General features: G+C 61.4%; 21 protein-coding genes and 1 pseudogene. 11 read left to right on the plus strand and 11 right to left on the minus strand.

Annotation, left to right across the window (positions count from 1 at the left end):
• Window position 1: 1 nt before the first annotated feature.
• The 4 genes from QEO92_RS17595 to QEO92_RS17610 all read right to left on the minus strand — a co-directional run bounded on the left by QEO92_RS17595 (window position 2) and on the right by QEO92_RS17610 (window position 3,860).
• Window positions 2-889 carry a branched-chain amino acid ABC transporter permease gene (locus QEO92_RS17595; RefSeq protein ID WP_227703880.1) on the minus strand — a complete coding sequence of 296 codons (888 nt, stop codon included), beginning with the start codon at window positions 887-889 and terminating at the stop codon, window positions 2-4.
• A gap of 268 nt (window positions 890-1,157) precedes the next feature.
• Window positions 1,158-1,859 carry an ABC transporter ATP-binding protein gene (locus QEO92_RS17600; RefSeq protein ID WP_227703881.1) on the minus strand — a complete coding sequence of 234 codons (702 nt, stop codon included), beginning with the start codon at window positions 1,857-1,859 and terminating at the stop codon, window positions 1,158-1,160.
• Window position 1,860: 1 nt separating this feature from the next.
• Window positions 1,861-2,643, minus strand: a complete 783-nt coding sequence (locus QEO92_RS17605; protein WP_227703882.1) for an ABC transporter ATP-binding protein — start codon at window positions 2,641-2,643, stop codon at window positions 1,861-1,863.
• Window positions 2,643-3,860, minus strand: coding sequence for an ABC transporter substrate-binding protein (locus tag QEO92_RS17610; RefSeq protein WP_037154701.1), 1,218 nt, complete (start codon window positions 3,858-3,860; stop codon window positions 2,643-2,645). The genes QEO92_RS17605 and QEO92_RS17610 overlap by 1 nt, the downstream gene beginning before the upstream one ends.
• A gap of 199 nt (window positions 3,861-4,059) precedes the next feature.
• Between QEO92_RS17610 and QEO92_RS17615 the strand changes: the two genes are divergently transcribed.
• A complete protein-coding gene (locus QEO92_RS17615; RefSeq protein ID WP_227703883.1) occupies window positions 4,060-5,049 on the plus strand; it encodes a LysR family transcriptional regulator in 990 nt (329 codons plus the stop codon).
• On the opposite strand, the gene QEO92_RS17620 is transcribed toward QEO92_RS17615, so the two are convergent.
• From QEO92_RS17620 to QEO92_RS17630, 3 genes are read right to left on the minus strand one after another with little or no spacing between them, the layout of a single operon-like run.
• A complete protein-coding gene (locus QEO92_RS17620; protein WP_227703884.1) occupies window positions 4,995-8,159 on the minus strand; it encodes an efflux RND transporter permease subunit in 3,165 nt (1,054 codons plus the stop codon). The genes QEO92_RS17615 and QEO92_RS17620 overlap by 55 nt on opposite strands.
• A gap of 32 nt (window positions 8,160-8,191) precedes the next feature.
• The gene (locus tag QEO92_RS17625) at window positions 8,192-9,349 is read right to left on the minus strand and encodes an efflux RND transporter periplasmic adaptor subunit (protein ID WP_227703885.1); all 1,158 of its coding nucleotides are present in this window, start codon (window positions 9,347-9,349) and stop codon (window positions 8,192-8,194) included.
• A gap of 39 nt (window positions 9,350-9,388) precedes the next feature.
• Complete coding sequence (locus QEO92_RS17630) at window positions 9,389-9,991, minus strand: TetR/AcrR family transcriptional regulator (protein WP_227703886.1); 603 nt, start codon at window positions 9,989-9,991, stop codon at window positions 9,389-9,391.
• A gap of 187 nt (window positions 9,992-10,178) precedes the next feature.
• Between QEO92_RS17630 and QEO92_RS17635 the strand changes: the two genes are divergently transcribed.
• Both QEO92_RS17635 and QEO92_RS17640 read left to right on the plus strand, forming a co-directional pair.
• A complete protein-coding gene (locus QEO92_RS17635; protein ID WP_227703887.1) occupies window positions 10,179-12,119 on the plus strand; it encodes a hybrid sensor histidine kinase/response regulator in 1,941 nt (646 codons plus the stop codon).
• Window positions 12,120-12,173: 54 nt separating this feature from the next.
• Complete coding sequence (locus tag QEO92_RS17640) at window positions 12,174-12,476, plus strand: BON domain-containing protein (RefSeq protein WP_227703888.1); 303 nt, start codon at window positions 12,174-12,176, stop codon at window positions 12,474-12,476.
• A gap of 117 nt (window positions 12,477-12,593) precedes the next feature.
• Here QEO92_RS17640 and QEO92_RS17645 read toward each other — a convergent pair whose 3' ends face one another.
• The gene (locus tag QEO92_RS17645) at window positions 12,594-14,933 is read right to left on the minus strand and encodes a glucose/quinate/shikimate family membrane-bound PQQ-dependent dehydrogenase (RefSeq protein WP_227703889.1); all 2,340 of its coding nucleotides are present in this window, start codon (window positions 14,931-14,933) and stop codon (window positions 12,594-12,596) included.
• A gap of 177 nt (window positions 14,934-15,110) precedes the next feature.
• Between QEO92_RS17645 and QEO92_RS17650 the strand changes: the two are divergent.
• Window positions 15,111-15,745, plus strand: a pseudogene (locus QEO92_RS17650) (UdgX family uracil-DNA binding protein).
• A gap of 2 nt (window positions 15,746-15,747) precedes the next feature.
• A complete protein-coding gene (locus QEO92_RS17655) occupies window positions 15,748-16,476 on the plus strand; it encodes a glutathione S-transferase (RefSeq protein ID WP_227703890.1) in 729 nt (242 codons plus the stop codon).
• A gap of 4 nt (window positions 16,477-16,480) precedes the next feature.
• On the opposite strand, the gene QEO92_RS17660 is transcribed toward QEO92_RS17655, so the two are convergent.
• Complete coding sequence (locus tag QEO92_RS17660) at window positions 16,481-16,987, minus strand: sigma-70 family RNA polymerase sigma factor (RefSeq protein ID WP_227703891.1); 507 nt, start codon at window positions 16,985-16,987, stop codon at window positions 16,481-16,483.
• Between the two features lie 151 nt (window positions 16,988-17,138).
• Between QEO92_RS17660 and ku (QEO92_RS17665) the strand changes: the two genes are divergently transcribed.
• Window positions 17,139-18,005 carry a non-homologous end joining protein Ku gene (gene ku / locus QEO92_RS17665; RefSeq protein WP_227703892.1) on the plus strand — a complete coding sequence of 289 codons (867 nt, stop codon included), beginning with the start codon at window positions 17,139-17,141 and terminating at the stop codon, window positions 18,003-18,005.
• 2 nt (window positions 18,006-18,007) lie between these two features.
• On the plus strand, window positions 18,008-20,530 hold the full coding sequence (ligD, locus tag QEO92_RS17670; RefSeq protein ID WP_227703893.1) for a DNA ligase D: 2,523 nt from the start codon (window positions 18,008-18,010) through the stop codon (window positions 20,528-20,530).
• A 326-nt stretch (window positions 20,531-20,856) separates the two neighbouring features.
• Here the strand turns inward: ligD and ku (QEO92_RS17675) are convergent, their stop codons facing one another.
• On the minus strand, window positions 20,857-21,663 hold the full coding sequence (ku, locus tag QEO92_RS17675) for a non-homologous end joining protein Ku (protein ID WP_227703894.1): 807 nt from the start codon (window positions 21,661-21,663) through the stop codon (window positions 20,857-20,859).
• A 108-nt stretch (window positions 21,664-21,771) separates the two neighbouring features.
• Here ku (QEO92_RS17675) and QEO92_RS17680 point away from each other — a divergent pair, with 108 nt between their 5' ends.
• Together QEO92_RS17680 and QEO92_RS17685 are read left to right on the plus strand one after the other, a co-directional pair.
• The gene (locus QEO92_RS17680; RefSeq protein WP_227705276.1) at window positions 21,772-21,975 is read left to right on the plus strand and encodes a hypothetical protein; all 204 of its coding nucleotides are present in this window, start codon (window positions 21,772-21,774) and stop codon (window positions 21,973-21,975) included.
• A gap of 213 nt (window positions 21,976-22,188) precedes the next feature.
• The gene (locus QEO92_RS17685; RefSeq protein WP_227705277.1) at window positions 22,189-22,368 is read left to right on the plus strand and encodes a hypothetical protein; all 180 of its coding nucleotides are present in this window, start codon (window positions 22,189-22,191) and stop codon (window positions 22,366-22,368) included.
• An 8-nt stretch (window positions 22,369-22,376) separates the two neighbouring features.
• Here the strand turns inward: QEO92_RS17685 and QEO92_RS17690 are convergent, their stop codons facing one another.
• Window positions 22,377-22,706, minus strand: coding sequence for a hypothetical protein (locus QEO92_RS17690; protein WP_037154734.1), 330 nt, complete (start codon window positions 22,704-22,706; stop codon window positions 22,377-22,379).
• A gap of 155 nt (window positions 22,707-22,861) precedes the next feature.
• On the opposite strand from QEO92_RS17690, the gene QEO92_RS17695 reads away from it, so the two are divergent.
• Both QEO92_RS17695 and QEO92_RS17700 read left to right on the plus strand, forming a co-directional pair.
• Window positions 22,862-23,449, plus strand: a complete 588-nt coding sequence (locus QEO92_RS17695) for a cysteine hydrolase family protein (protein ID WP_037154762.1) — start codon at window positions 22,862-22,864, stop codon at window positions 23,447-23,449.
• 78 nt (window positions 23,450-23,527) lie between these two features.
• Window positions 23,528-23,713, plus strand: a complete 186-nt coding sequence (locus QEO92_RS17700) for a hypothetical protein (protein WP_037154736.1) — start codon at window positions 23,528-23,530, stop codon at window positions 23,711-23,713.
• The last annotated feature ends 75 nt before the right edge of the window (window positions 23,714-23,788 follow it).

Here is a 23,788-nt window from a genome sequence, read left to right on the forward strand (position 1 = left end):
GTTACGCATCCCGTCCGAAGAGGCCGGCTGGCCTCAGGAGAAGCACGATCGCCATGATGACGAAGATGACGATGTTCGAGGCCTCCGGATAGAACACCTTGGTCAAACCCTCCGCGATGCCGAGCATGTAGCCGGTCAGGATGGCGCCCATGATCGAGCCCATGCCGCCGACCACGACCACCGCGAAGACGACGATGATGATGTTCGAGCCCATCAACGGCGAGACCTGGTAGATCGGTGCGGCAAGCACCCCGGCAAATGCGGCGAGCGCAGCGCCGAACCCGTAGGTGAGGGTCAGCAGCATCGGCACGTTGACGCCGAAGGCCTGCACCAGCACCGTGTTCTCGGTGGCCGCGCGCAGATACGAACCGAGCTTGGTCTTCTCGATCAGCAGCCAGGTGCCGATGCAGGCGACGAGCGACACGACCACCACCCAGCCGCGATAGATCGGCAGGAACATGAAGCCGAGATTCGTGCCGCCGGCAAGTTGCGACGGCACCGAATAGGGCTGGCCGGCCGCACCATAGAGATAGCGGAACGTGCCCTCGATCGTCAGCGCCAGCCCGAAGGTGAAGAGCAGTCCGTAAAGCGGATCGAGCTTGTAGAGCCTGGACAGCATCGTCCGTTCGATCAACGCCCCGAACAGGCCGACGATCAGCGGACCGAGGACCAGCGCGAACCAGTAGTTGATCCCGAAATATTGGAGCAGGAGCATCGCGACGAAGGCGCCGAGCATGTATTGCGCGCCGTGAGCGAAGTTGATGACGCGCAGGAGGCCGAAAATGACCGCAAGCCCGAGGCTGAGCAGCGCATAGAACGAACCGTTGATCAGGCCGATCAGGAGCTGCCCGAGAAAGGCCTGCAGCGGTATGCCGAAGATCATCGTCATGGCGCGTGGCTCCTGGGCAATGTCGCCGCGATTTGAGGAAGACAGCGCAGCGTGCCGATCTCCCCCCTTGTGGGGGAGATGCCCGGCAGGGCAGAGGGGGGTGACGCCTCAATCTCTACCGTCGCGTTCGCTGCACCACCCCCCTCTGTCATCTTCGATGACATCTCCCCCACAAGGGGGGAGATTGGGAGTATGCTGCACCGGCCGGACCCCATAGATGGCTGCGAGGGAGTCCTGGGAGTAGAATATCTAACGATCTTCGCCATCCCTACACCCCCAGAACCTTGTGCAGCATGTCCATGCGGCCGGGGAGTTCCTTGACCGGGAAATCCGCGACCATCTTACCATGCTCCATGAGATAGAAGCGATCGGCGACACGGCTCGCGAAGCGGAAATTCTGCTCCACCAGGAGCACCGTCATGCCGCGCTCCTTCAGTTGCTTCAGCACCTCGCCGATACGCTGGACGATGACGGGCGCCAGCCCCTCGGTCGGTTCGTCGAGGATCAGCAGCTTGACGCCGGTGCGCAGGATACGGGCGATTGCCAGCATCTGCTGCTCGCCGCCGGAGAGTTTTGTCCCGGGGCTGGAGCGGCGCTCCTGAAGATTCGGGAAAAGCGCGTAGATCTCGTCGAGCGTCATCCCGCCACCGGCGACGACCGGCGGCAGCATCAGGTTTTCCTCGACGGTCAGCGTCGAGAAGATGCCGCGCTCCTCCGGCACGAAGCCGAGGCCGGCATGCGCGATGCGGTGCAGCGGCACGGAAAGCATGTCCTTGCCGGCAAAGCGGATTTCGCCCTTCCGCTCACGGATGATGCCCATGATGGTCCTGAGCGTCGTCGTCTTGCCGACGCCGTTGCGGCCGAGGATAGTGATGGTCTCGCCCTCGCCCACCGTCATGTCGACGCCATGCAGCACATGGCTTTCGCCATACCAGGCATTGAGGTTGGAGACTTGCAGCAACGGCGTCATCTCAAGCCTCCTCCGAGCCCATGTAAGCCAACCGCACCCGCTCGTCCTGGCTGACGGTCGCGTAATCGCCTTCCGCGAGGATTTCGCCGCGCTGGAGCACGGTCACATGGTGGCAGATGTCGGCGACGACCGAGAGATTGTGCTCGACCATCAGCACCGCACGGGTCTTCGCCACCTCGCGGATGATGTTGGCGACCGTGCCGATATCCTCCTGCCCCATCCCGGCCATCGGCTCGTCGAGCAGCAGGACCTTCGGATCGAGCGCGAGCGTCGTGGCGATCTCCAGCACGCGCTTGCGGCCATAAGAAAGGTCGGCAGCGAGCGCATTGCGTTCGCGTTTGAGACCGACGGTCTCGATCAGTTCATCGGCCCGCGCGTTCAGCCGGTTCAGTGAGGAGAGCGGCAGCCAGAACTGCGTGGAAAGGCCATTCGGCCGCTGCAATGCTACGCGCACGTTGTCGAGCACCGAAAGATGCGGAAAGACGGCGGAAATCTGGAAGGAACGCACAAGGCCCATGCGCGCCACCTTGTCCGGCGGCGTGCTGGTGATGTCTGTGCCGAGCAGCGTGATCGAACCCGCCGTCGGCTGCAGGAACTTGGTGAGCAGGTTGAAGACGGTCGTCTTGCCGGCCCCGTTCGGGCCGATCAGCGCGTGGACGCGGGCATGCTGGACGTCGAGATCAACCTGTTTCACCGCCGTGAAGGCGCCGAAGTGTTTCGTGAGGCCGCGGGCGGAAAGCACCACCCGCGGCTCTTCATGCGTTACTGTCGCGGCGAAAGCCATTACTTCACCAGCTCGCAGCCGCTCTTGGCAGGGTCCATATAGGCTTCCTTGCCGGGGATCGTGGCGAGCACGTTGAAATAGTCCCACGGCTCCTTGCTGTCGGCGGGCTTCTTCGCCTGCAGCAGATACATGTCGTGGATCATCCGGCCGTTCGCGGCAACCGTGCCGCCGCGCGCGAAGAAATCGTCGACCGGCATTTCATGCAGCGCCTTGGCGACGGCGTCCGTATCATCCGTGCCGGCTTTCTCGATGGCCTTCAGATACTGCGTCACCGCCGAATAGGTGCCGGCATGAACCATGTTCGGCATTTTCTTGGTGCGCTCGAAGAACTTCTTGCCGAACGCGCGGCTCTGATCGTCGAGGTTCCAGTAATAGCCTTCCGTCATCGTCAGCCCCTGCGCCGCTTCAAGGCCGAGACCATGCACTTCGGCAAGCGTGAAGAGGAGCGCGGCAAGGTTCTGGCCGCCGGCGGTGATGCCGAATTCGGCCGCCTGCTTGATGGCGTTCGAAGTGTCGAGGCCGGCATTGGCAAGACCGATGACCTTGGCGCCCGAGGACTGCGCCTGCAAGAGGAAGGACGAGAAGTCGGTCGTCGCCAGCGGATGGCGGACCGCGCCGACGACCTTGCCGCCGTTCGCCTTGACGAAGTCGCTGGTTTGCTGTTCCAGCGAGTAACCGAAGGCATAGTCGGCGGTCAGGAAGAACCACGTGTCGCCGCCCTGCTTGACGAGCGCGCCGCCGGTGCCGACCGCAAGCGCATGGGTGTCATAGGCCCAGTGGAAGCCGTAGGGGCTGCATTGCTTGCCGGTGAGGTCGGTGGTCGCCGCGCCGGTGACGATGTCGATCTTCTTCTTTTCCTTGCCGATCGCCTGCACCGCCAGCGCAACGGAAGAGGTCGTCAGTTCCATGATCGCATCGACCTGCTCGGTATCATACCACTGGCGGGCGATATTGGAGGCGATATCGGGCTTGTTCTGGTGGTCGGCATCGACGATCTCGATCGGAGCGCCGAGCACCTTGCCGCCGAAATCCTCCACCGCCATCTTCGCGGCCTCCACCGAGGACTTGCCGCCGAAATCCGCATAGACGCCCGACTGGTCGTTCAGGATGCCGATCTTGACCTTGCCGTCGGATGCGCTTTGCGCAAACGCGATACTGCTTGCAAGACCCGTGCTTGCAAAAAGGACAGCCAGAGATGTCAGAAGTGTCTTGCGCATGATTTCTCCTCCCAGAGAGTGTGCCCAGAGAAAGTACCCGGAGATTTTCCCAAAGTGTCTGTTCAAAATTGGTGAGCTGCTCTCCTCCAAGCAGCCGTTCCAACCCCATGGTTCTCGAAAACTGCTGTTGACGCAAGCAGGGACCTGCAATTAATTGCAAACAGTATCTGTGCATTTTTGAACAGATTAAGGATTCGACTTGTCTGCCAATGCGAACTTTACTTGGGATGACCTGCAATATTTTCTCGCCGTGGCGCGCACGGGGCAACTTTCGACCGCCGCCCGACAGCTGCGCACCAGCCATGCGACGGTTTCACGCAGGATCGACCGGCTGGAATTTTCCCTCAAGGTGAAGCTCTTCGAGCGCAATCCGCGCGGCTACGTGCTGACCGGCATGGGCCAGCGCTTCATCGAGGCGGCGGAGCGGATCGAGGCGGAAGCGGACCGGCTGCAGGCCGACATCACCTCCGGCACGACCGCGCAGCGCGGCGTCGTCAGGCTCAGCACGCCGGAAGGGTTCGCGAATTTCTTCTTCGCCGACAAGATCCGCAATTTCTGCGACGGCCACCCGAACATCACCCTGGAACTGGTGACGATCCAGCAGATCATGTCGCTGTCGCGCAAGGAGGCGGATATCGCCGTCTCCCTCGATCCGCCGAAGGACGGACCGTATCTGACGGAAAAGCTCACCGATTACAGCCTCAACGTCTACGGATCGAAGGCCTATCTTTCCGGGGCGGCTGCGATCCGCAGCCGGCAGGATCTCCTGAGCCATCCCTTCATCGGCTATATCGAGGACATGATCTTCGTGCCGGGGCTCGACTATCTGGGTGAGGTCCACCCCGGCATCAAGGCGCGCTTCCAGAGCTCCAGCATCTTCGCGCAGCTCACCGCGACGCTCAATGCGCTCGGCCTCTGCGTATTGCCGCATTTCATCGCCCGCTCCTATCCGGACCTGCAGATCGTATTGCCGGACGAGGTGGAGATCAGGCGGAACTACTGGCTGGTCTGCCATCGCGACCTGAGTCATGTGCCGCGGGTGAGAATGGTGACGGACTATATCTTTCAGTCGGTTCGCGCGAATCAGGACGCCTTCCTCAGGAGCTACCAGGCTCCCGAGGAAGGCGCGCGACGTTATTCGGCCGCCATGGGCAGGGGCGTTTCACGGCTTTCGAACAAGTCGCCCTGATTGGCCGGCTGGCGATCGCCCTTGTCGTCTTCGTCCTTCTTCTCGCGGCCGAAGAAGAGCGCATAGCCAGCCGGCAGTACGAGGATGGTCAGCACCGTGGCAACCAGGATGCCGCCCATCATCGCATAGGCGAGCGGCCCCCAGAAGACGCCGCGGGAGATGGGGATCAGCGCCAGCACCGCCGTCATCGCGGTCAGCATGATCGGCCGGAAGCGCCGGACTGCCGCACCGACGATCGCTTCCGAGCGTGCCATGCCGGCAGCGATATCCTGGTCGATCTGGTCGATGAGGATGATCGAGTTGCGGATGATGATGCCGAGCAGTGCGATGACCCCGAGGATCGCCACGAAGCCAAAGGGTGCGCCGGTGACGAGCAGCGCCATGGCTGCACCGATGATACCCAGCGGACCGGTGGCCAGCACCAGCATGGCCTTGCCGAAATGCTGGAGCTGCACCATCAGGAGCACCAGGATCACCAGCAGCATGATCGGCGCCTTGGCAGCGATCGACGCCTGGCTTTCGGCCGAATCCTCGGCGCCGCCCTGTATCTCGATCTTGTAGCCGGCGGGCAGGCTGGCGCGCAGATCGGCGATCGAGTTGTAGAAGTTGAGCGCCATCTGGGTCGGCTCGACGCCGTCCGGCAATGTCGCCTTGACGGTGATTGTCGGCAGGCGGTCGCGGCGCCACTCGATGCCCTGTTCGAGCACCGGCTCGACCTTGGCGATCTGCGAGACGGGCACGAAACTGCCGAAGTCCGTCGGGACATAGACCGACTGCACGGCAGACAGCAGGCTGCGCGTCGCATCCGGCTCGCGGACGACGATCGAAACCGTCTCCTCGCCGTCGCGGAAATCATCGATCGGCGCACCCGAGACCGCCGTCTGCAGCATCTGGCGGACACGTTGCGAGGAAACACCGAGCGCCCGGGCGCGATCCTGGTCGATGACCAGCTTCATGGCCGGCACCGGTTCCATCCAGTCGTCATGGATCGAGCCGAACAGCGGCTGCTGGTGATAGCGTTCCTTGACCTGGTCGGCGATGCGGCGGACCTCGGCCTTGTCCGGCCCTATGACGCGCATCTGCACCGGCCAGCCGGTCGGCGGGCCGAGGAAGAGACGGTCAACCTTGCCGCGCACGGTCGGGAAATCCTCCGCCAGGATCTGGCGCAGCTTGACGATCAGCCGCTCTCTTGCGTCCTCATCCTTCGACATGACGAGGAGCTGCGCATAGTTCGGATTGCGGAGCTGCTGGTCGAGCGGCAGGAAGAAGCGCGGCACGCCTTCGCCGATATAGGTGGCGACGAAAGTCTTGTCCTGATCGGGCAGGATCTTGGTTTCAAGCGCCTTCGCCTGCCGTTCCACTTCCTCGATCGCGGTCCCTTCCGGCAGCCACATGTCGACCAGGATTTCCGGCCGCGAGGACTGCGGGAAGAAGCTCTGCGGGATGAACTGGAAGGACCAGAGGCTGCCGAAGAAGGCGGCGAGCGTCAGGGTGAGCACGATGATCCGGTGGCGCACCGCCCAGCCGACCGTGCTGCGCAGGCGGTGATAGAAGCGGGTGTCATAGGCATCGTGATGGGTGCCGGCATGCGCCCGCTGCTTGAGGATCATGTAGCCGAGCCAGGGAGTGAAATAGACCGCCACGAACCAGGAGGTGACGAGCGCGATGCCCACCACGTAGAAAAGCGTGCGGACATATTCGCCGGCGGTGGATTCGGCAAAGCCGACCGGGATGAAGCCGGCGGTCGTGATCAGCGTGCCGGTCAGCATCGGGAAGGCGGTGGACGAATAGGCGAAGCTCGCCGCATCGATGCGGTGCAATCCCTCCTCCAGCTTGCGCTCCATCATCTCGACGACGATCATCGCGTCGTCGACGAGCAGCCCGAGCGCGATGATCAGCGCGCCGAGCGAGATGCGCTGCAGCTCTATGCCCATGTAATACATGATGGCGAGCGTCGCCGCGAGCACGAGGGGGATTGCGATCGCGATCACGATGCCCGAGCGCCAGCCGATCGAAATCAGCGAGACGATCAGGACGATCACGAGGGCTTCCATCAGCGCCTTGGTGAATTCGCCGACGGCTTCGGTCACGACCTCCGGCTGGTTGGAAATCTGGTGCACCGAAACGCCGACCGGCAGCGTCTCTTCGAAGCGGTGATAAGTTGCCTCGATATCGTGACCGACATCGGTGACCTTGAACCCGTTCGCCATGACGACGCCAAGCTGCACGCTGTCCTGGCCGTCGAAGCGGAACTTGCGCTGGTAGGGGTCCTCGAGACCTTCCTTCACCGTCGCTATGTCGCCGAGCCGGATCACCTGGCTGCCGGCGCGCAGGCGCAGTTCCCGGATATCTTCGGGCGTCGTGACATCGCCTTCGACGGAAATGCGAACCGAGCGCTCGGCGGTCTCCACGCTGCCGGCCGGATCGACATTGTTCTGGCCGGCAAGCGCATTCTGGATGTCGACGACGGTCAGGCCGCGTTCGGCCAGCGCCTTTGAGGAAACGTCGATGAAGATCTTCTGCGGCTGGTCGCCGAGGATGACCGCCTTCTCGACACCCGGCGTGGCAAGCAGCATGTCGCGCGCCTGGATGGCGAACTGCTTCAGCTCCGGATAGCTGTATCCCTCGCCGACGATCGCGTGCATCGTGATGAACGTGTCGCCGAATTCGTCGTTGAAATAAGGACCGAGCAGGCCGGAGGGCAGATCCTGCTTGATGTCGCCGATCTTCTTGCGCACCTGATAGAAGGCGTCGGCCACTTCCTCGGAATTCGTATCGCCCTTGACCTGCACGGTGGTGATCGCAAAACCGGCGCGGGTATAGGACTTCACCCAGTCGAGATGCGGCGTTTCCTGAAGCTTGCGCTCGATCTTGTTGACGACCTGGTTCTGCATGTCGTCGATCGAGGCGCCGGGCCAGACGGACTGCACGACCATGACGCGGAAGGTGAAATCCGGATCCTCCTTCTGACCCATGTTCATGACGCCGAGCACGCCCATGGCGATGATCAGACCGAAGAGGAAGCGGGCAATGCTCGGATGGCCGATCGCCCAGCGGGACAGGTTGAACCTGGCCTTTTCCGGAGGATTGTCCTGATGGGAGGAGTTCATGATCGTGGTCCTTTAGGGCCGGGTTCTTGAAATCAGGGCATAACCGAAGCGGTGCTGATGCTGCTGGCGCTGCCGAAGCGGGAGGCAACTGCTTCCGGCAGCTTCACCTTCATGTCTTCACGCATGAATTGCGTGCCCGCCGAGACGACGAGGTCACCTTTCGAAAGCCCTTCGGAAATGCGCACGCCGTCATCGGAAAAATCGGCAACGGTCACCGGGCGCGAACCCACCATCCCTTTTTCACGATCGACGATCCAGACGACCGACTGGCCGTCCTTCTTGGCAAGAGCCGCAAGCGGAATGGACCAGGTCGGCGCGGCGTTGTCCTCGATAGCCTCGATCGTCGCGGTCATGCCGAGCAGGACGCGCGGGTCCTCCGGCAGGCTGACGCGGATCGCAAAGGTCCGCGACTGGGGATCGGCGCTGCCTGCGATTTCCCGAACCTTGCCGTCAAGCACAAGGTCGGTCGCCGACCAGAAGCGCGCCTTGACCGTCTTGCCGGGGCTGAACTTGGCGACGTCCATTTCCGGAACGGCGATCTGCACTTCCTTACCGCCATCAACGGCGACGGAAATGACCGCCGTTCCGACGCCCACGACCTGGCCGATATCGGCGCTGACGGCGGTGACGATGCCGTTCTGATCCGACTTGAGTTCGGCATAGGCAACCTGGTTGCGCGCCTCCTGCAAAGCCGAAACCGCCGACTGGCGGGAGGAGACGGCCTGGTCATAGGCAAGCGCCGCCTGCTCCATGTCCGATTGGGAGGCAACGTTCTTGGAATAGAGAGAATCGGCACGGCGCTTGGCGAGCTCGGTGATCTCCGCCTGCTTCTGCGCGGCGGCGAGATCGGCCTCCGCCCGGCGGACGGCGAGCTGGTAATCGGTCGCATCAAGCCGGGCAAGCACATCGCCCGGCTTGACCCGCTGACCGATATCCACCAGCCGCTCGGTGATCTTGCCAGCGACACGGAAGCCGAGATTCATCTCCGTGCGCGCCTTGACGGAGCCGGAATACTCTACCTTCCGGCCCTGATCGGCGGCAGAGACCTCGATTACCTTGACAGGCCGAACCACCTCTGGCGCTTCGGCCTTCTTCTCTTCCGAGCAGGCCGCCAGCGCACCAAGCGCGGTCGCAACAACGAGGCCTTTGACGAGAAACGAGACATCACGTCTGGTCTTCACAAAAAACATGGCGCCGCACTCCTGATGGCGGGATTTCGATAAGGACAGTTATTTCAAGGCACGCAGGCCGAATTCCACGAGATCTTCCGGCTGCCCGATCTGCCTTTCGAGCAGGCAATCGGCGATCAGCATCGGATGGCACAGCTTCACCATGCACGACATGAAGTTCTCGGCCGCCAGCAGCGGGTTCTGTTCCCGGAATTCACCAGCATCGATGCCTTCCCGGATGAGGTCGGCGATCAGCAAGCGGAGGCGGTCCAGATGCTGCTGGATCACCGGCCATTGCTGCTCGATGGCGATCACCACCATCTCGTGCACCTTCTTCTCGTCGAGCATGGTCTCGAGGGTCAGCCGATGCTGTTGCAGGACGTGATCGTGCAGGCGCTCCGTCGCGCTCGCCGGCCGCTTCGCATTGGCCAAAGCCATCTGATAGCTGCCGTCGAGCATGCGGTTCGCCAGCGCCTGGTGAATATCCGCCTTCGACGAGAAGAAGCGGTAGATATTGGCGGGCGACATCCCGAGATCGCGGGCGATATCGGCGACATTGGTCTTGGTATAGCCGTAGTGCTTGAAGAGGCGTTCCGCCGCATCGAGGATGCGGCTGACGTTCTCCTGCCTCGTCGCCTCTATGGTATTTTCACTGGCTTCCATGGATTGACGGCTTTCACTTAACGACTGACGATTTTCATTTTTCGTCAGTCGTAAAGCGAAAACTGTCATCTGTCAACCTTTACGGAGCGGCTACGCTTTGTGACAAAAAATCATCTCTGGCGGGAACCAAAAGTTACAAATGACGTTTGAGCGTGTTGAACCGCGTTCGGCGGGCCGGGGAAATTGGATGAGCATGCCGCAAAGCTACGACGTTTCGCTACTTGATGAGGAGCGCTATCGGCTTCTTGTTGATGCGATCACCGATTATGCCATCTATATGCTCGCCCCTGACGGCAGGGTGGCGAGCTGGAATCCGGGGGCGCAGCGCTTCAAGGGCTACGAGGCGTGGGAAATCCTCGGAGAGCATTTTTCCTGCTTCTACACGAATGAAGACCGCCTCGCCCGGGTGCCCGAAAACGCCTTGCGGACGGCGGCGACGGAAGGACGTTTCGAAAGCGAAGCCTGGCATGTTCGCAAGGATGGCACTCGCTTCTGGGCGCATGCCATCATCGATCCGATCTGGGGCCGGTCCGGTGAGATCCTGGGCTTCGCCAAGGTCACCCGCGATCTGACGGAGCGGAAGCAGGCGGAAGTCGACCTCAGGCAGAGCGAGCAGAAGTTCCAGCTCCTCGTGCAGGGCGTCACAGACTACGCGCTCTACATGCTTGATCCGGAAGGCTATGTCAGCAACTGGAATATCGGAGCCGAGCGCATCAAGGGATATACGGCCGATGAGATCGTCGGAAAGCATTTCTCACAATTTTATACGGAAGAGGACCGCGAGCGCGGCGAGCCGGCAAAAAGCCTGGAAACCGCCAGGAGAGAAGGACGCGTCGAGAAGGAGGGGCTGCGGCAACGCAAGGACGGCAGCCGTTTCTGGGCACATGTGATCATCGATGCCATCCGCAACGAGCATGGCGAGCTCCTGGGCTTTGCCAAGATAACCCGCGACATTACCGAAAAGGTTGAGGTGCAGAAAGCACTCACCCAGGCACGTGAGGAGCTTTTCCAGGCACAGAAGATGGAGGCCATCGGCCAGCTGACCGGCGGCGTCGCGCACGACTTCAACAATCTTCTGATGGCTGTCCTCGGCAGCCTGGAAATCCTGAAAAAACGCCTGCCGAACGATCCGGCACTGATGCCGTTGATCGACAATGCCATACAGGGCGCCGAGCGTGGTGCCGCCCTGACCCAACGCATGCTCGCCTTCTCGCGTCGGCAGGAACTCAACATGGAGGCCGTCGACGCACAGGCCCTGATGAACGGCATGATGGATTTCGTACAACGCTCCCTCGGTGCCGATACCCGGATCGAGACCCACTTCCCGCCCCATCTTCCCCCGGTCATGACCGACCCCGTACAACTCGAAACCGCACTTCTCAACCTTGTCGTCAATGCCCGCGACGCAATGATGAACGGCGGTCTGATCACCATCGATGCCGAGGAACATGTGGTAGACGGAGGGTCGGAAAAGCTGAAGCCCGGCCGTTACGTCCGGCTTTCGGTCGCCGACACCGGCGAAGGGATGGATGAGGAAACGCTGGCGCGGGCGACGACGCCTTTTTTCACCACCAAAGGCGTCGGCAAGGGAACAGGACTTGGCCTTCCGATGGTCCAGGGTTTGTCCGAGCAATCGGGTGGCAAGCTCGTGATCCAAAGCGAGAAGGGCAAGGGCACCACGGTTTCGCTCTTCCTGCCCGTCGCAGACGCAAATGACGCCCCGCAATTTTCGGAGACATCCATGCCCTCACCCGCCGAGGCTCCCAAGGGAGCCTTCACCATCCTCGCCGTCGATGACGACGCCCTGGTCCTCATGAACACGACGCTGATGCTGGAGGATCTGGGGCATGTGGTGATCGAAGCCTATAGCGGTGCAGAGGCGTTGGACACGCTGCGCAAAGGGGAGCGTCAGTTCGATCTCGTCATTACCGACCATTCCATGCCGCGCATGACCGGCTCGGAACTGGCGGCCGCCATCCGCGAAAAATGGCCGGGGCTGCCGGTCGTGCTCGCAACCGGCTATGCGGAATTGCCCACCGGTGGCGACAACCGTCTGCCGCGGCTGCCGAAGCCTTTCTCGCAAAATCAGCTTCAGGACGTCATCGCTTCGGTCCTTGGCGCCTCCTGAAACCAATTCGCCGGGACAAACGTTGTTTTCCCATCGGAAACGGGAGAACGACAGATGGTCTTCAAACACCAGCATTTTCATGAGACGACCGCCGAAGTGGAGACGGAGTTTCCGCCGCGTGCGGTGCTTGAAAGCGCGGTCGCCGATGCACTGGCTTCGGCCGGTGGCGTCGACGCAAGCGACGTGACCGTGACGGTGCAAGGCGGCGAGGTGACGCTCGGGGGCGTGGTCCAGGTTCCGGAGGAAATCAGCCGGGCCGAAGAGGTGGCCCGCGGCGTACCCGGCGTCACGACGGTTCGCAACGAGATTCGCTCTATTGCTCCCTCCTTCTTCAATGACGCGCCAAGGCCGCTGTAACCGGCTTGCCCAATCCTCGAGGAGAAGGATCGGATCGAAGGTCGGGGGGTGGAGTGATCGTCGCACCCCATCCATCGCCTCGTGGCGGCCCGCCCCTCAGAGGGAACCGAACAACGATCAGCGCGGCAGCGCGTAGGCGATCACGTAATCGCCGGGCTTGGTGCCGACCGAACCGTGGCCGCCCGCGACCATCACCACCAATTGCCGGCCGTCGTCGATCGCGTAGGTCATCGGCGTAGCCTGGCCACCGGCCGGAAGCCGTGCCTTCCACAGTTCCCGGCCATTGGTGAGGTTATAGGCACGCAGATAATTGTCGACGGCTGCACCGAGAAAGGCGACGCCGCCCTTGGTGATCATCGGCCCGCCGATGCCGGGCACGCCGACCTTGAAGGGCAGCGGCAGCGGCGTCATGTCGTAGACCGTGCCGTTGCGGTGCATGTAGGCGATCTTGCCCGTGCGCAGATCGGCGCCTGCCACGTAACCCCAGGGCGGCGCCTGGCAGGGAATCTGCAAAGGTCCCAGGAACGGCCCCATATAGACGCCGTAGGGCGCGCCCTCGTTGCGGTTGAGCCCCTGCTCGCTGCCCTTCTCGTCCTGTCCCTTCGGCGGGATTTCCGCGCGCGGCACGAGCCGCGAGGTGAAGGCGAGATAGGTCGGCATGCCGAACATCACCTGCCGTTCCGGATCGACCGCGACGCTGCCCCAGTTGAACGTGCCGAAATTGCCGGGATAGACGATCGTGCCTTTGAGCGAGGGCGGCGTATAGCGGCCCTCGTAGTTGTACTGGTGATACCGGATACGGCACACCATCTGGTCGAACATGGTGATGCCCCACATATCCTTTTCTCGCAGCGGCTGCGGCTTGAAGGTCAGTGCCGAGGTCGGCTGCGTTGGCGCGGTGTGATCTTCGGGGATGGCACCGCCCGGTGCCGGCTCCTCGGTGACCGGAATGATCGGCTCCCCCGTACGCCGGTCGAGAACATAGATGTCGCCCTGTTTGGTCGGCCCGACCAGCGCCGGCACGACCGTATTGTCCGGCATGGTGAGATTGAGGAGCACCGGCTGGGCGGGAACGTCCATGTCCCAGAGATCGTGATGCACCGTCTGGCGCACCCAGCGATCTGCGCCGGTATTCAGGTCGAGGGCCACGATCGAGGAGGAGTATTTCTCGACGTTTTCGCTCCGCCCCATGCCGAGCTGGTCGGGCACCTGGTTGCCGAGCGGGATATAGACGAGGCCGAGTTCCTCGTCGATACTGAAGACGGACCAGCTGTTCGGCGAATTGGTCGTGTAGGTTTGCCCCGGCTGGAGCGGCTGCGTCTGGGTGGGGTTGCCGGAATCCCAGTTCCAGATGAGCTGCCCCGTATTCACGTCATAGGCGCGGATGACGCCGGACTGTTCCTGTGTTGAATAGTTGTCGTTGACCGCCCCGCCGATGATGATCTTGTTGCCCGCGATCGCCGGCGGCGAGGTCGAGTAATAATAGCCGGCGGGATTGTACTGCATGCCGGTTTCGAGATGCAGCGTGCCGTTGTCTGCGAAGGACGCGCAGACCTCACCGTTTGCCGCATCGAGCGCGATCAGCCGCGCATCCGAGGTGGGCAGGTAAACCCGTTCGGCGCAGGGTGTACCGGGAGCCGCCTGGTCTCGATAATAGCTGACGCCGCGGCAGGTCTGGTGCTGGCGGTCAGGGTTCATGCCGGAATTCGGATCGTATTTCCATTTCTCCTGACCGGTCGTCGCATCGAGCGCAATCGCCAGATTGTGCGGCGTGCAGAGGTAAAGCGTGTTGGCGACCTTCAGCGGCGTCACCTGATAGGTCGTTTCGCCCACATCGTCCGGCCGCTTCACGTCGCCCGTCCGGTAGCGCCAGACCTCCTGGAGATTCGCGACGTTCTCGACATTGATCTGGTCGAGCGGCGAATAACGCTGGCCGTAGGGGGTGCGGCCGTACTGGTGCCATTCGCCGGGCGGCACGTCGCCCCCCATTGCGGGGGCTGCGGCGACGGACTGCTCCGGCAGCTCGCCACTCTGATCCAGCGGATCGATGAACATCGAGAAGATCGCCACCGCGATGGCGATGACGACCGCAAGCGCCAGCGGCGTGCTGCTTGCGCCGTAACGCATGCCGGTCGGGCTTGAAAAACCGAGCGGCCTGCGGATCCAGGGCGTCAGCAGCCAGATACCCAGCAGAATGATGACGCCACCGCGCGGACCGAGTTGCCACCAGTCGAACCCGACCTCCCAGACCGCCCAGACGAGCGAGGCGAGTATGAGGACGGCATAGACCCTGAGGGCGATAGCAAGCCTGAGAAACAGAAGAACGGCGGTCAATATGAAACCGAGACCGCAAATCAGATAATAGGCGCTTCCGTCGAGCAGCACCAATTGCCCACCCCCGACAGCCAGCGCGATCCCGATCAGCGTGAAGAGGATCGCGGTAATCTTAACGGCCATAGTGAAATCCTGTCCCTGAAAACAATAAAGCGAGGTGCGCGGGAACTCTGCGGCACCTTCGCGCTTTCAACACGGGTTTTGCGCAAAAGTTCCAATGGATATTGGACAACCTTTTCCGACAACTTCCGGAACCGCCGGACATCGAACTGGTTTGGCGCCCATGAAGGGAGTTCCGCCATGTTGACGTCGCGCAAGGGCCCCGCCTTCGAGACAACCGGTGCAGAAGGCTCAAGCATTTCCAGGGTCAGGGAAGAGGCGGAAAGCTGCACCCGTTGCGATCTCTACAAGAGCGCCACTCATCTCGTCTTCGGAAACGGGCCGGCAAGAGCGAAGGTTCTTTTCGTCGGCGAACAGCCGGGCGACAGGGAAGATCAGGCCGGACAGCCTTTCGTCGGCCCCGCCGGCAAGCTGCTCGACCGTTGCCTCGATGAAGCCGGCATCGATCGCGACCTGTGTTACGTCACCAATGCAGTGAAACATTTCAAATTCACGCCGCGTGGCAAGCGGCGCATCCATTCAAAACCGAATACCGGAGAGGTGCAGGCCTGCGCCTGGTGGCTGGCGGCGGAATTGCGCCTCATCAACCGGCACTGGTAGTGGCGCTTGGCGCGACTGCGCTCTATTCTCTGCTGGGCAGACAGGCGAAAGTCATGCGTGACCGCGGCCAGATCCTGAATTCGCCGAACGGTGTGCCTATGCTTGTGACGATTCACCCCTCGGCCCTGCTGAGGAGCCGGGATCGGGCGGATGCGGAGCTCAACCGTGCCCGCTTTATCGAGGACTTGAGGAAAATTGCCGATTTTCTGGAGTGATCATGGCTTACGAACTTTATTACTGGGACGGCCTCCAGGGGCGCGGCGAATTCGTGCGGCTGGCCTTGGAAGAGGCCGGTGCCAAATATGTGGATGTCGCCCGATCGAGCCACGGCATGTCGGCGATGATGGCCTACCTGCATGGCAAGCAAGGGTATCTGGCGATGCCTTTTGCACCTCCCTTCCTGAAGGACGGCGATATCGTCGTCTCGCATGTGGCAAATATCCTCCATTATCTCGGGCCGAAGCTGAACCTCGTGCCCAAGGAGGAGAAAAGCCGCATCTTCATCCATGGCCTTCAGCTTACCCTGACGGATTTTGTCGCGGAAGCACATGACACCCACCATCCGATCAGCACCACAGACTATTACGAGGATCAGAAGGAAGAGGCGAAGGCCCGCACGCAGGCCTTCCTGAGGCATCGGGTGCCGAAATTTCTGGGCTATTTCAACCACGTCATCCAGGTGAACCCGGCAAAGAACGGTCACACCGTCGGTGACGCCCTGAGCTATGCCGATCTATCGCTCTTCCAGATCGCCGAAGGGCTCGCCTACGCCTTTCCCCGTGCCATGCGGAACTTCGACAGGGACTATCCGGATGTCGCGAAGCTGCGCGACCTCGTCCGCAGGCGTCCCAATATCGAGGCTTATGTCAATTCGAAGCGCCGGCTCGCATTCAACGACTCGGGCATATTCCGGCACTATCCGGAATTGGACCAGGACCCGGCCTGATGGCTTAGGTCGTCTCTTCGCCCAATTCCTGCAGGATCTGGTGCCGGGCCCGGTTGAGCCGGCTTTTGACCGTACCGACGGCGCAATCGCAGATTTCGGCCGCTGTCTCATAGCTTTCGCCGAGAATCGCCACCAGCGTCAGCACCTCGCGATAATGCGGCGGCAGTTTCTGGAGCGCCCGCTGCACCTCCCTCGCCCGCGCGGCCATTTCCTGCGATGCGGCTACGGCCGTATCGCCCGAAACGTTCTCCTCGATTCCCGGCGCCTCGCGTCCCAGCACCTTGGCGCGCGTGTAGAACGTGTTGCGCATGATCGTGAAGAGCCAGCTCTTCAGCTTGGTGCCCGGCTCGAACTTGTCGAGATTGGCGAGCGCCTTCATCAGCGTTTCCTGCACCAGATCGTCTGCATCGGTGGGATTGCGGCAGAAGGTACGGGCAAATGCGCGGAGAGCCGGAATGAGCCTCACTATGTCTGCACGTGCAAGATCACCATTCAACTGTGATTCAGACACCGTTGCCTACCTCTCCGAAGTCTCGATGGGCGGGGATTTTGGTGGCAAACGCGCGCCTTGCGCATTTGGTTCCCCCAAGATGAACGGCCTGTTCATACCGATGACGGAACAAAGCGGCCGGCAGGCCGGTTGATAGGTTTTTCACGGAGTTATGATCGTGGCACCGCGTGCGAACTGGAAAGGTTATCTCAAAATCGGGGAACTGAGCTGCCAGGTAGGGCTTTATACGGCCGCCTCCACATCCGACCGCGTCAGTTTCCATATTATCAACCGTGAGACCGGCAACCGTGTCCACCGCCAGATGATCGATGCCGACACCGGCAAGCCGGTGGAAAGCGACGACATCGTCAAGGGCTACGAAATTTCAAGCGGCGAATACGTCTTCCTCGAACCGGACGAAGTGAAGGCGGCGGTACCCGAAAGCGACAAGACGCTCGAACTCGAAACCTTCATCCCCTGCGATGGGGTGGACACAATCTATCTCGACCGCCCCTATTATCTGATGCCGGTGGACAGGCCGTCCGCCGAGGTCTTTGCGCTGATCCGCAAGGCGCTGGAAGAAAAGAGCGTCGCAGCACTGGCCCGCACGGTTCTCTTCCGGCGCCTGCGGACGCTGCTCATCCGTCCGAGCGAAAGCGGCATGATCGCCAGCACGCTCAACTATGAATACGAGGTGCGATCCGCCAAGGAAATCTTCTCCGATATCAAGGACTTCAAGATCGAGGGTGAAATGCTGGACCTTGCCGGGCACATCATCGACACCAAGCGCGGAAAATTCGACCCGACCGAATTCGACGACCGATACGAGGCGGCCCTCGCCGAACTCGTCAGAGCGAAGATCGAAGGCCGCAAGCTGAAGAAGAAGCCCAAGCCGGAGGTCAAGAAAGTGTCGAACCTGCTTGACGCGCTCCGCCAGAGCGCCGGCGCTCCCGCCACGCGGAAGAAGACGACCGCCAAGAAGACCGCCTCCAGGGCAACCTCGCGTAAGACGACCACCCAGCAGAGAAAGGTCGGCTGATCATGGCGCTTGAAACCTACCACCAGAAGCGCAACTTCAAGGTTTCTCCCGAACCAACAGGAAGGGTATCTCGCACCCGCAAGACAAAGGCGGCCGGCAACAGTTTCGTGATCCAGAAGCACGACGCGACCAGGCTGCATTACGATTTCCGGCTGGAAATGGATGGCGTGCTGAAAAGCTGGGCCGTGACCCGCGGTCCGAGCCTCGTGCCCGGCGAAAAGCGCCTTGCGGTCCATGTGGAAGACCACCCGCTCGACTATGGCGGCTTCGAGGGCATGATCCCGGAAGGCAATTACGGCGCCGGCGCGGTGCTGCTCTGGGATCGTGGGGCCTGGGAGCCGATCGGGGATCCGCACAAGGCCTACCGGAAAGGCCACATGGAATTCGAATTGAAAGGCGAGAAGCTGGAAGGCCGCTGGCACCTCGTCCGCATGGGGCAGAGGCAAGGTGAGAAACGCGAAAACTGGCTGCTGATCAAAGGCGAAGACGAATTCGCCCGCGACGAAGGCGACCCTGACATTCTCGAAGAAATGCCGCTTTCCGTGAAAACCGGCAAGACGATCGAAGAGGTCTGGGGCAGGAAGCGGCCGGCAAAAAAGGCGCGCTCGAAAACGAAGCTCCCGACCGATCCAGACCCGCAAGGCACGGACATCGCGGTTTCGAAGATCCGGGGGGCGAAGAAGGCCAAGCTGCCGGATTTCATCGAACCGCAGCTTGCGACGCTGGTCAAAAGCGCCCCTTCCGGAAAACGCTGGGTCCACGAGATCAAGATCGACGGCTATCGGCTTCAGGCACATATCGAAAACGGCGAGGTGACGCTGCTCACCCGAACCGGCCTCGACTGGACCCACAAGTTCGGCAAGCAGATCGTTGCGGCATTCGCGAAGCTTCCGGTCTCCGAGGCCATCATCGACGGCGAGGTCGCGGTCGAAGCAGGCTCCGGCGCGACGGATTTCTCGCTGCTCCAGCAGGCTCTCAGCGAGGGCCACACCGATCACTTCACCTTCTATGCCTTCGACCTTCTTCATCTCGATGGTTATGACCTGACCGGCGCAACCCTGCTCAGGCGCAAGGAAGCGCTTGAAACACTTTTCGCCGACAGCGGCTCGGTGCTGCGCTACAGCGAGCATTTCAGCGACGAGGGCGCGCTGGTGCTGAAACATGCCTGCCGGCTGAGCCTGGAGGGCATCATTTCGAAAATCGCCGATGCCCCTTACCGCCCCGGTCGCGGGCGCGATTGGGTCAAATCGAAATGCTCGGCAAGGCAGGAATTCGTGGTTGCGGGTTACGTTCCTTCCTCCGTCAACCGCAAGGCGATCGGTTCGCTGGTCATGGGTTATTATGAGAAGGGAAAGCTTCGTCATGCCGGCCGCGTCGGCACGGGCTATTCGAATACCGTGGCACAATCGCTCTTCAAGCGGCTCAACGGCATTCGAAGCGACAAGAGCCAATTTGACGAAAAGCTCGCGGCAGTGGAAAAAAAGGATGCCGTCTTCGTCAGACCGGAACTGGTGGCGGAAGTCGAGTTTCGCGGCTGGACGGCGGATGCCCATATCCGCCACGCCTCTTTCAGAGGTCTGAGGGAAGACAAGGATCCGAAGGATATCGTCCGGGAGGGCGGGCCTGTGAATGCTGCGGAAGAACCGAAACCGCCCAAGCGGACGGTCAATCTCACCCATCCGGATCGGGTGTACTGGCCGGATGCCGGGGTGACCAAGGCCGGACTTGCGGACTATTATACCGAGGTCTGGCGGCTGATGGCGCCTTTCGTCGTCAACCGGCCGCTGGCGCTCGTTCGCGGGCCGGACGGAATTACCAAACCGCTGTTTTTCCAGAAGCACGCCTGGAAAGGCATGACGAAAAATGTGGTTCTGGTGAAGGATCCCGCCGACCCGAGCGAGGAATATATCTCCATCCGCGACCTCGACGGGCTGCTCGGGCTCGTGCAGGGCGGGACACTGGAAGTCCATCCCTGGGGGGCATCGCTCAACGATTGGGAAAAGCCGGATATGGTCAATATCGACCTCGATCCCGGTGAAGGCGTTTCGTGGACGGAGATCATCGCCGCGGCCCACGAGGTGAAACGGCGCTTTGAGGACATGGGCCTCGCGCCCTTCGTCAAAACGTCCGGTGGCAAGGGGCTGCACGTCGTCGCCCCCGTGAAGCCCGAGGCGGAATGGCCTGAGGTAAAGGCTGCGATGAAGGCGCTCGCCGACGGCATGGCCGGTGACGACCCGGACAAATACGTCTCGACCATCACCAAGTCGAAACGCAAGGGCAAGATCCTGATCGACTACCTGCGCAACGGCCGGGGCAACACCGCGGTCGCTCCCTATTCCACCCGCGCGCGGCCGGGCGCGCCCGTCTCCATGCCGCTCGCCTGGGACGAGCTCGGCGGCGTGATCGGCCCCAACTATTTCACGGTCAACAACACCCCGACGCGGATTGCCCGGCAGGCGAGCGATCCCTGGGCTGATTTCCGCAAGGCGGAAGCGCCGATCGAATTCAAGGTGAAGAAGAGATAGCTGCAAAGCCGGAACGATACGGCATCCGTTCAAGAGCAGGGCAATCGCATATGCGGGTTTTGCCCCTCCCGGCTTTCGCCTCGCTCGGCGACCCTCTCCCCGCAAGTGAAGAACGGCCGGGAGTCTCCACACATCCCGGCCGCCTGCATACCGCTGGAACCCCTGCCCCAGAGAGATGCGTGGGCAGTAAACATGCTAAAGACGGACAATGCAAGTTCGTGGATATCCCAATCGTTCGAGTCGCATGGGTTCGGCATGCGATAGCCCCGTCAGCAGGACATCCGGGCGCCCGCAGCACGCACATCCTCAAATATTCCGGAGACGATTCACTTCCGAGGCGATTTCCGTTCTGCCTCAAGGCTCTTCTTGAGCGCCGCCGTGATGTCGATGACATTGCTCGGCCGCTCCGGCGACTTCTCCTGGGTACGCTTCTTCGTCTTGCGGCCTTTCCTGCGCTCGGCGATGATGTCGAGCAGCCGGTCCTGCACCGGATCGTCTACCATCGAAGGCTTCCACGCTTCGGTGCGCTCTTCGATGATCTTTTCCATCATCGCCAGATGCTTGGCGCCCGGCTTTTCCTTTGGCATCTCGGCCGCATAATCGTCGGCGTCGCGCACCTCGTCGCCGTAGCGAAGCGTCCAGACAACGATCCCCTTGTCCTTCGGCAAGAGAAGCACGGCCCGCTCGCGGCGGTACATGACAAGCCGGGCGACGCCGCCCGTTTTGGTCTTCGCCATCGCCTCGCGGATGACGGCAAAGGCCTCTGCGCTCACCTCGTCGTCCGGAGCGAGATAATGCGGCCGGTCATACCATATCCAGCCGATCGAATTGGCCGGCACGAAGGTCTCGATGTCGATCGTGCGCGTGCTCTCAAGTCCGACGTCATCGAGCTCGTCGTCCTCGAAAAGCACGTAGTCGTCCTCACCCTTGGGATAACCCTTCACCTGATCGTCGTCTTCGACCGCTTCGCCGGTATCCGCATCCACATACTGGCTGAGGACACGGTTGTGGGTCTTTCGATTGACGTTGTGGAAGCGCACCTTGGCGCCTTCGGAAACGGCGGGCGTCATCGTCACCCGGCAGGTGACGAGCGAGAGCTTCAGATAACCTTTCCAGAATACACGCGGCGCCACGGCAGGACTCCTTCTTTTCCGCGATAACCCGCACGATACGGCTTGGTTCCGGAACAAACATCCAAGAGAAACCGTTTGCTTCAGACACCTGCACAGGAGGGCATTCCCATGAGCACCAGCAGCAGCCAGAACGCTTCACGGAACGAAGGGGACAAGAAGACGACCGAGCGCTCCGCACGTTCAAAGCACGAAACCAGGGAGCTGGAGGAACAGCTCAACGAGGGGCTGGAAGACACGTTTCCGGCAAGCGACCCCGTTTCGACCACGGTGACCTCCATCCCGGCCGGCACACCAAAACCGCCAAAACACTAGACAACAGTAAAATCCGTATGGAACAATTCGGGCGTCTTCCGTGATAGGAAGTCGCCTTATTTCATTTGTGTCGGTATTTCATCCATCCCTGTGACTTTTTCGGGATACCCCAAGTCGACCATATTGCGGTAAGGAGAGCGATAGCAGAATTATCGGCGAGGCGGACATTCTTTCGGCGCGAGTTTGCCGATATTGGTTACGTCAGAGGTCGGGATGGCGAAGCAAAACACTCCGGTTGCGGAACAGGAAGTCAGGATGGGAAAGCGCGTGAACCGCCGGGTCTCGGTCCTGCTCGCCGAAATCGAGAAGGAAGAAGTCCCCGATCGTCTGCTCGAACTGGCGCGCGAACTGCAGAAGGCGCTCAACGAAAAGATGGGCAGCCCTGCCGGCTGAAGCGCGTCTCAAAGCTGGGTCGAGATCAGATTGTCGGTGCGCACCCGGCCTGCCACGACACCTCTCGGGCCCTCCGCCTCATAACGCCCGCTCCCGTCCTCGATCACCGTATAGAGCTTTTCGTTGCGGAAGGCGCTTGCCATTTCGGTCGAGTTACCTTCCGAAGGTGAAGCGTCGATCTCGGTAAAATCGAGCTCCGCCGCACTCGCGACGAGGCGCGCATCACCCGCGGTTCTGGCCCGGACCACCACCTCGCCGTGCGGCGGCGAATTCTGCCAGTTCGGGTCATCGGAAGCGGCGTTCGGCACCAGCCGGTAGATCTTCAGCTTTTCCTGCATCTCTCTCTCCCTTGAGACATCGCATCTGCTGCTTTTCGCAACGTTCTCGGTCAAGCCCGGTTCCATCATCGGCGGTGGAACTTTTGCCGCCGCTTTTCTGTTCCTGACCACCGTGGAAGTTTTCTGTCCTGACAAGCATGGAAGCTGAGGAAGACATGGAGGACCCGCATCACTGCCGGCATCTTTGCGTCGACATGCAGCGCATGTTCGCGGAAGACACGCCCTGGAATATTCCATGGATGCAGCGCGTGCGCCAACCGGTCGCGATGATTGCCGGAGCCTTTCCTGCAGGCACGATCTTCACTCGCTTCGTCCCCCCGACAACGCCTGCCGAAGCCCAGGGGAGTTGGCGCGACTATTACGAGAAATGGCCGATGATGACGCGCGGCGAACTCGGCGACGAGATGGTCGACATTCTTCCGGAGCTGAGGGCACTGGCTCCTCCCGCAATCGTCTTCGACAAGATGGTCTACTCGCCCTGGTTCGACAACCGGCTTCATCATTTCCTTCGAGGCCAGGGCGTCACCACGCTGATCATCTCCGGCGGGGAGACGGATGTCTGCGTCCTTGCCGCCATTCTCGGCGCCGTGGACCTCGGCTATGCGATCATTCTCGTCAAAGATGCAATCTGCAGCACCTCCGACGAGACGCATGACGCATCCCTCGCCCTTTTCGGCAGGCGTTTTTCGAACCAGCTCCGGCTCGCCGATACGGACGAGGTGTTGCGCTGGTGGCAAGGATGACGACGATTTCCGGAACCTTTGCAGCAACCGGCAGTTTTCCCGACATAGGCGACAAGTTCCCCGGACAAGGAGAAAGCAATGGCCGATAACTTCTGGTTCATAGTCGTGGCGATCGGGCCGATCCTTCTCGGCGCTGCGATCGCCTATGCGCTGTTACAGCGCCGTCGCCTGACGGACCGCGAAAAAGAGCAGCAGGAAGAGGCGATAGAACGTCTCTACGACAAGCCGCCGGGCGGCCGCGAACCTCATCCGCACAGCCGCTGACTGGAACAGGAACCTTCGAGGCACCTCGTCGTTAGATGCCTCGCAATACCTTTTCACCCAACACCTATAAAACCC

Source organism: Neorhizobium petrolearium (genome assembly GCF_029854435.1).
Classification (GTDB): Bacteria; Pseudomonadota; Alphaproteobacteria; order Rhizobiales; family Rhizobiaceae; genus Neorhizobium; species Neorhizobium petrolearium.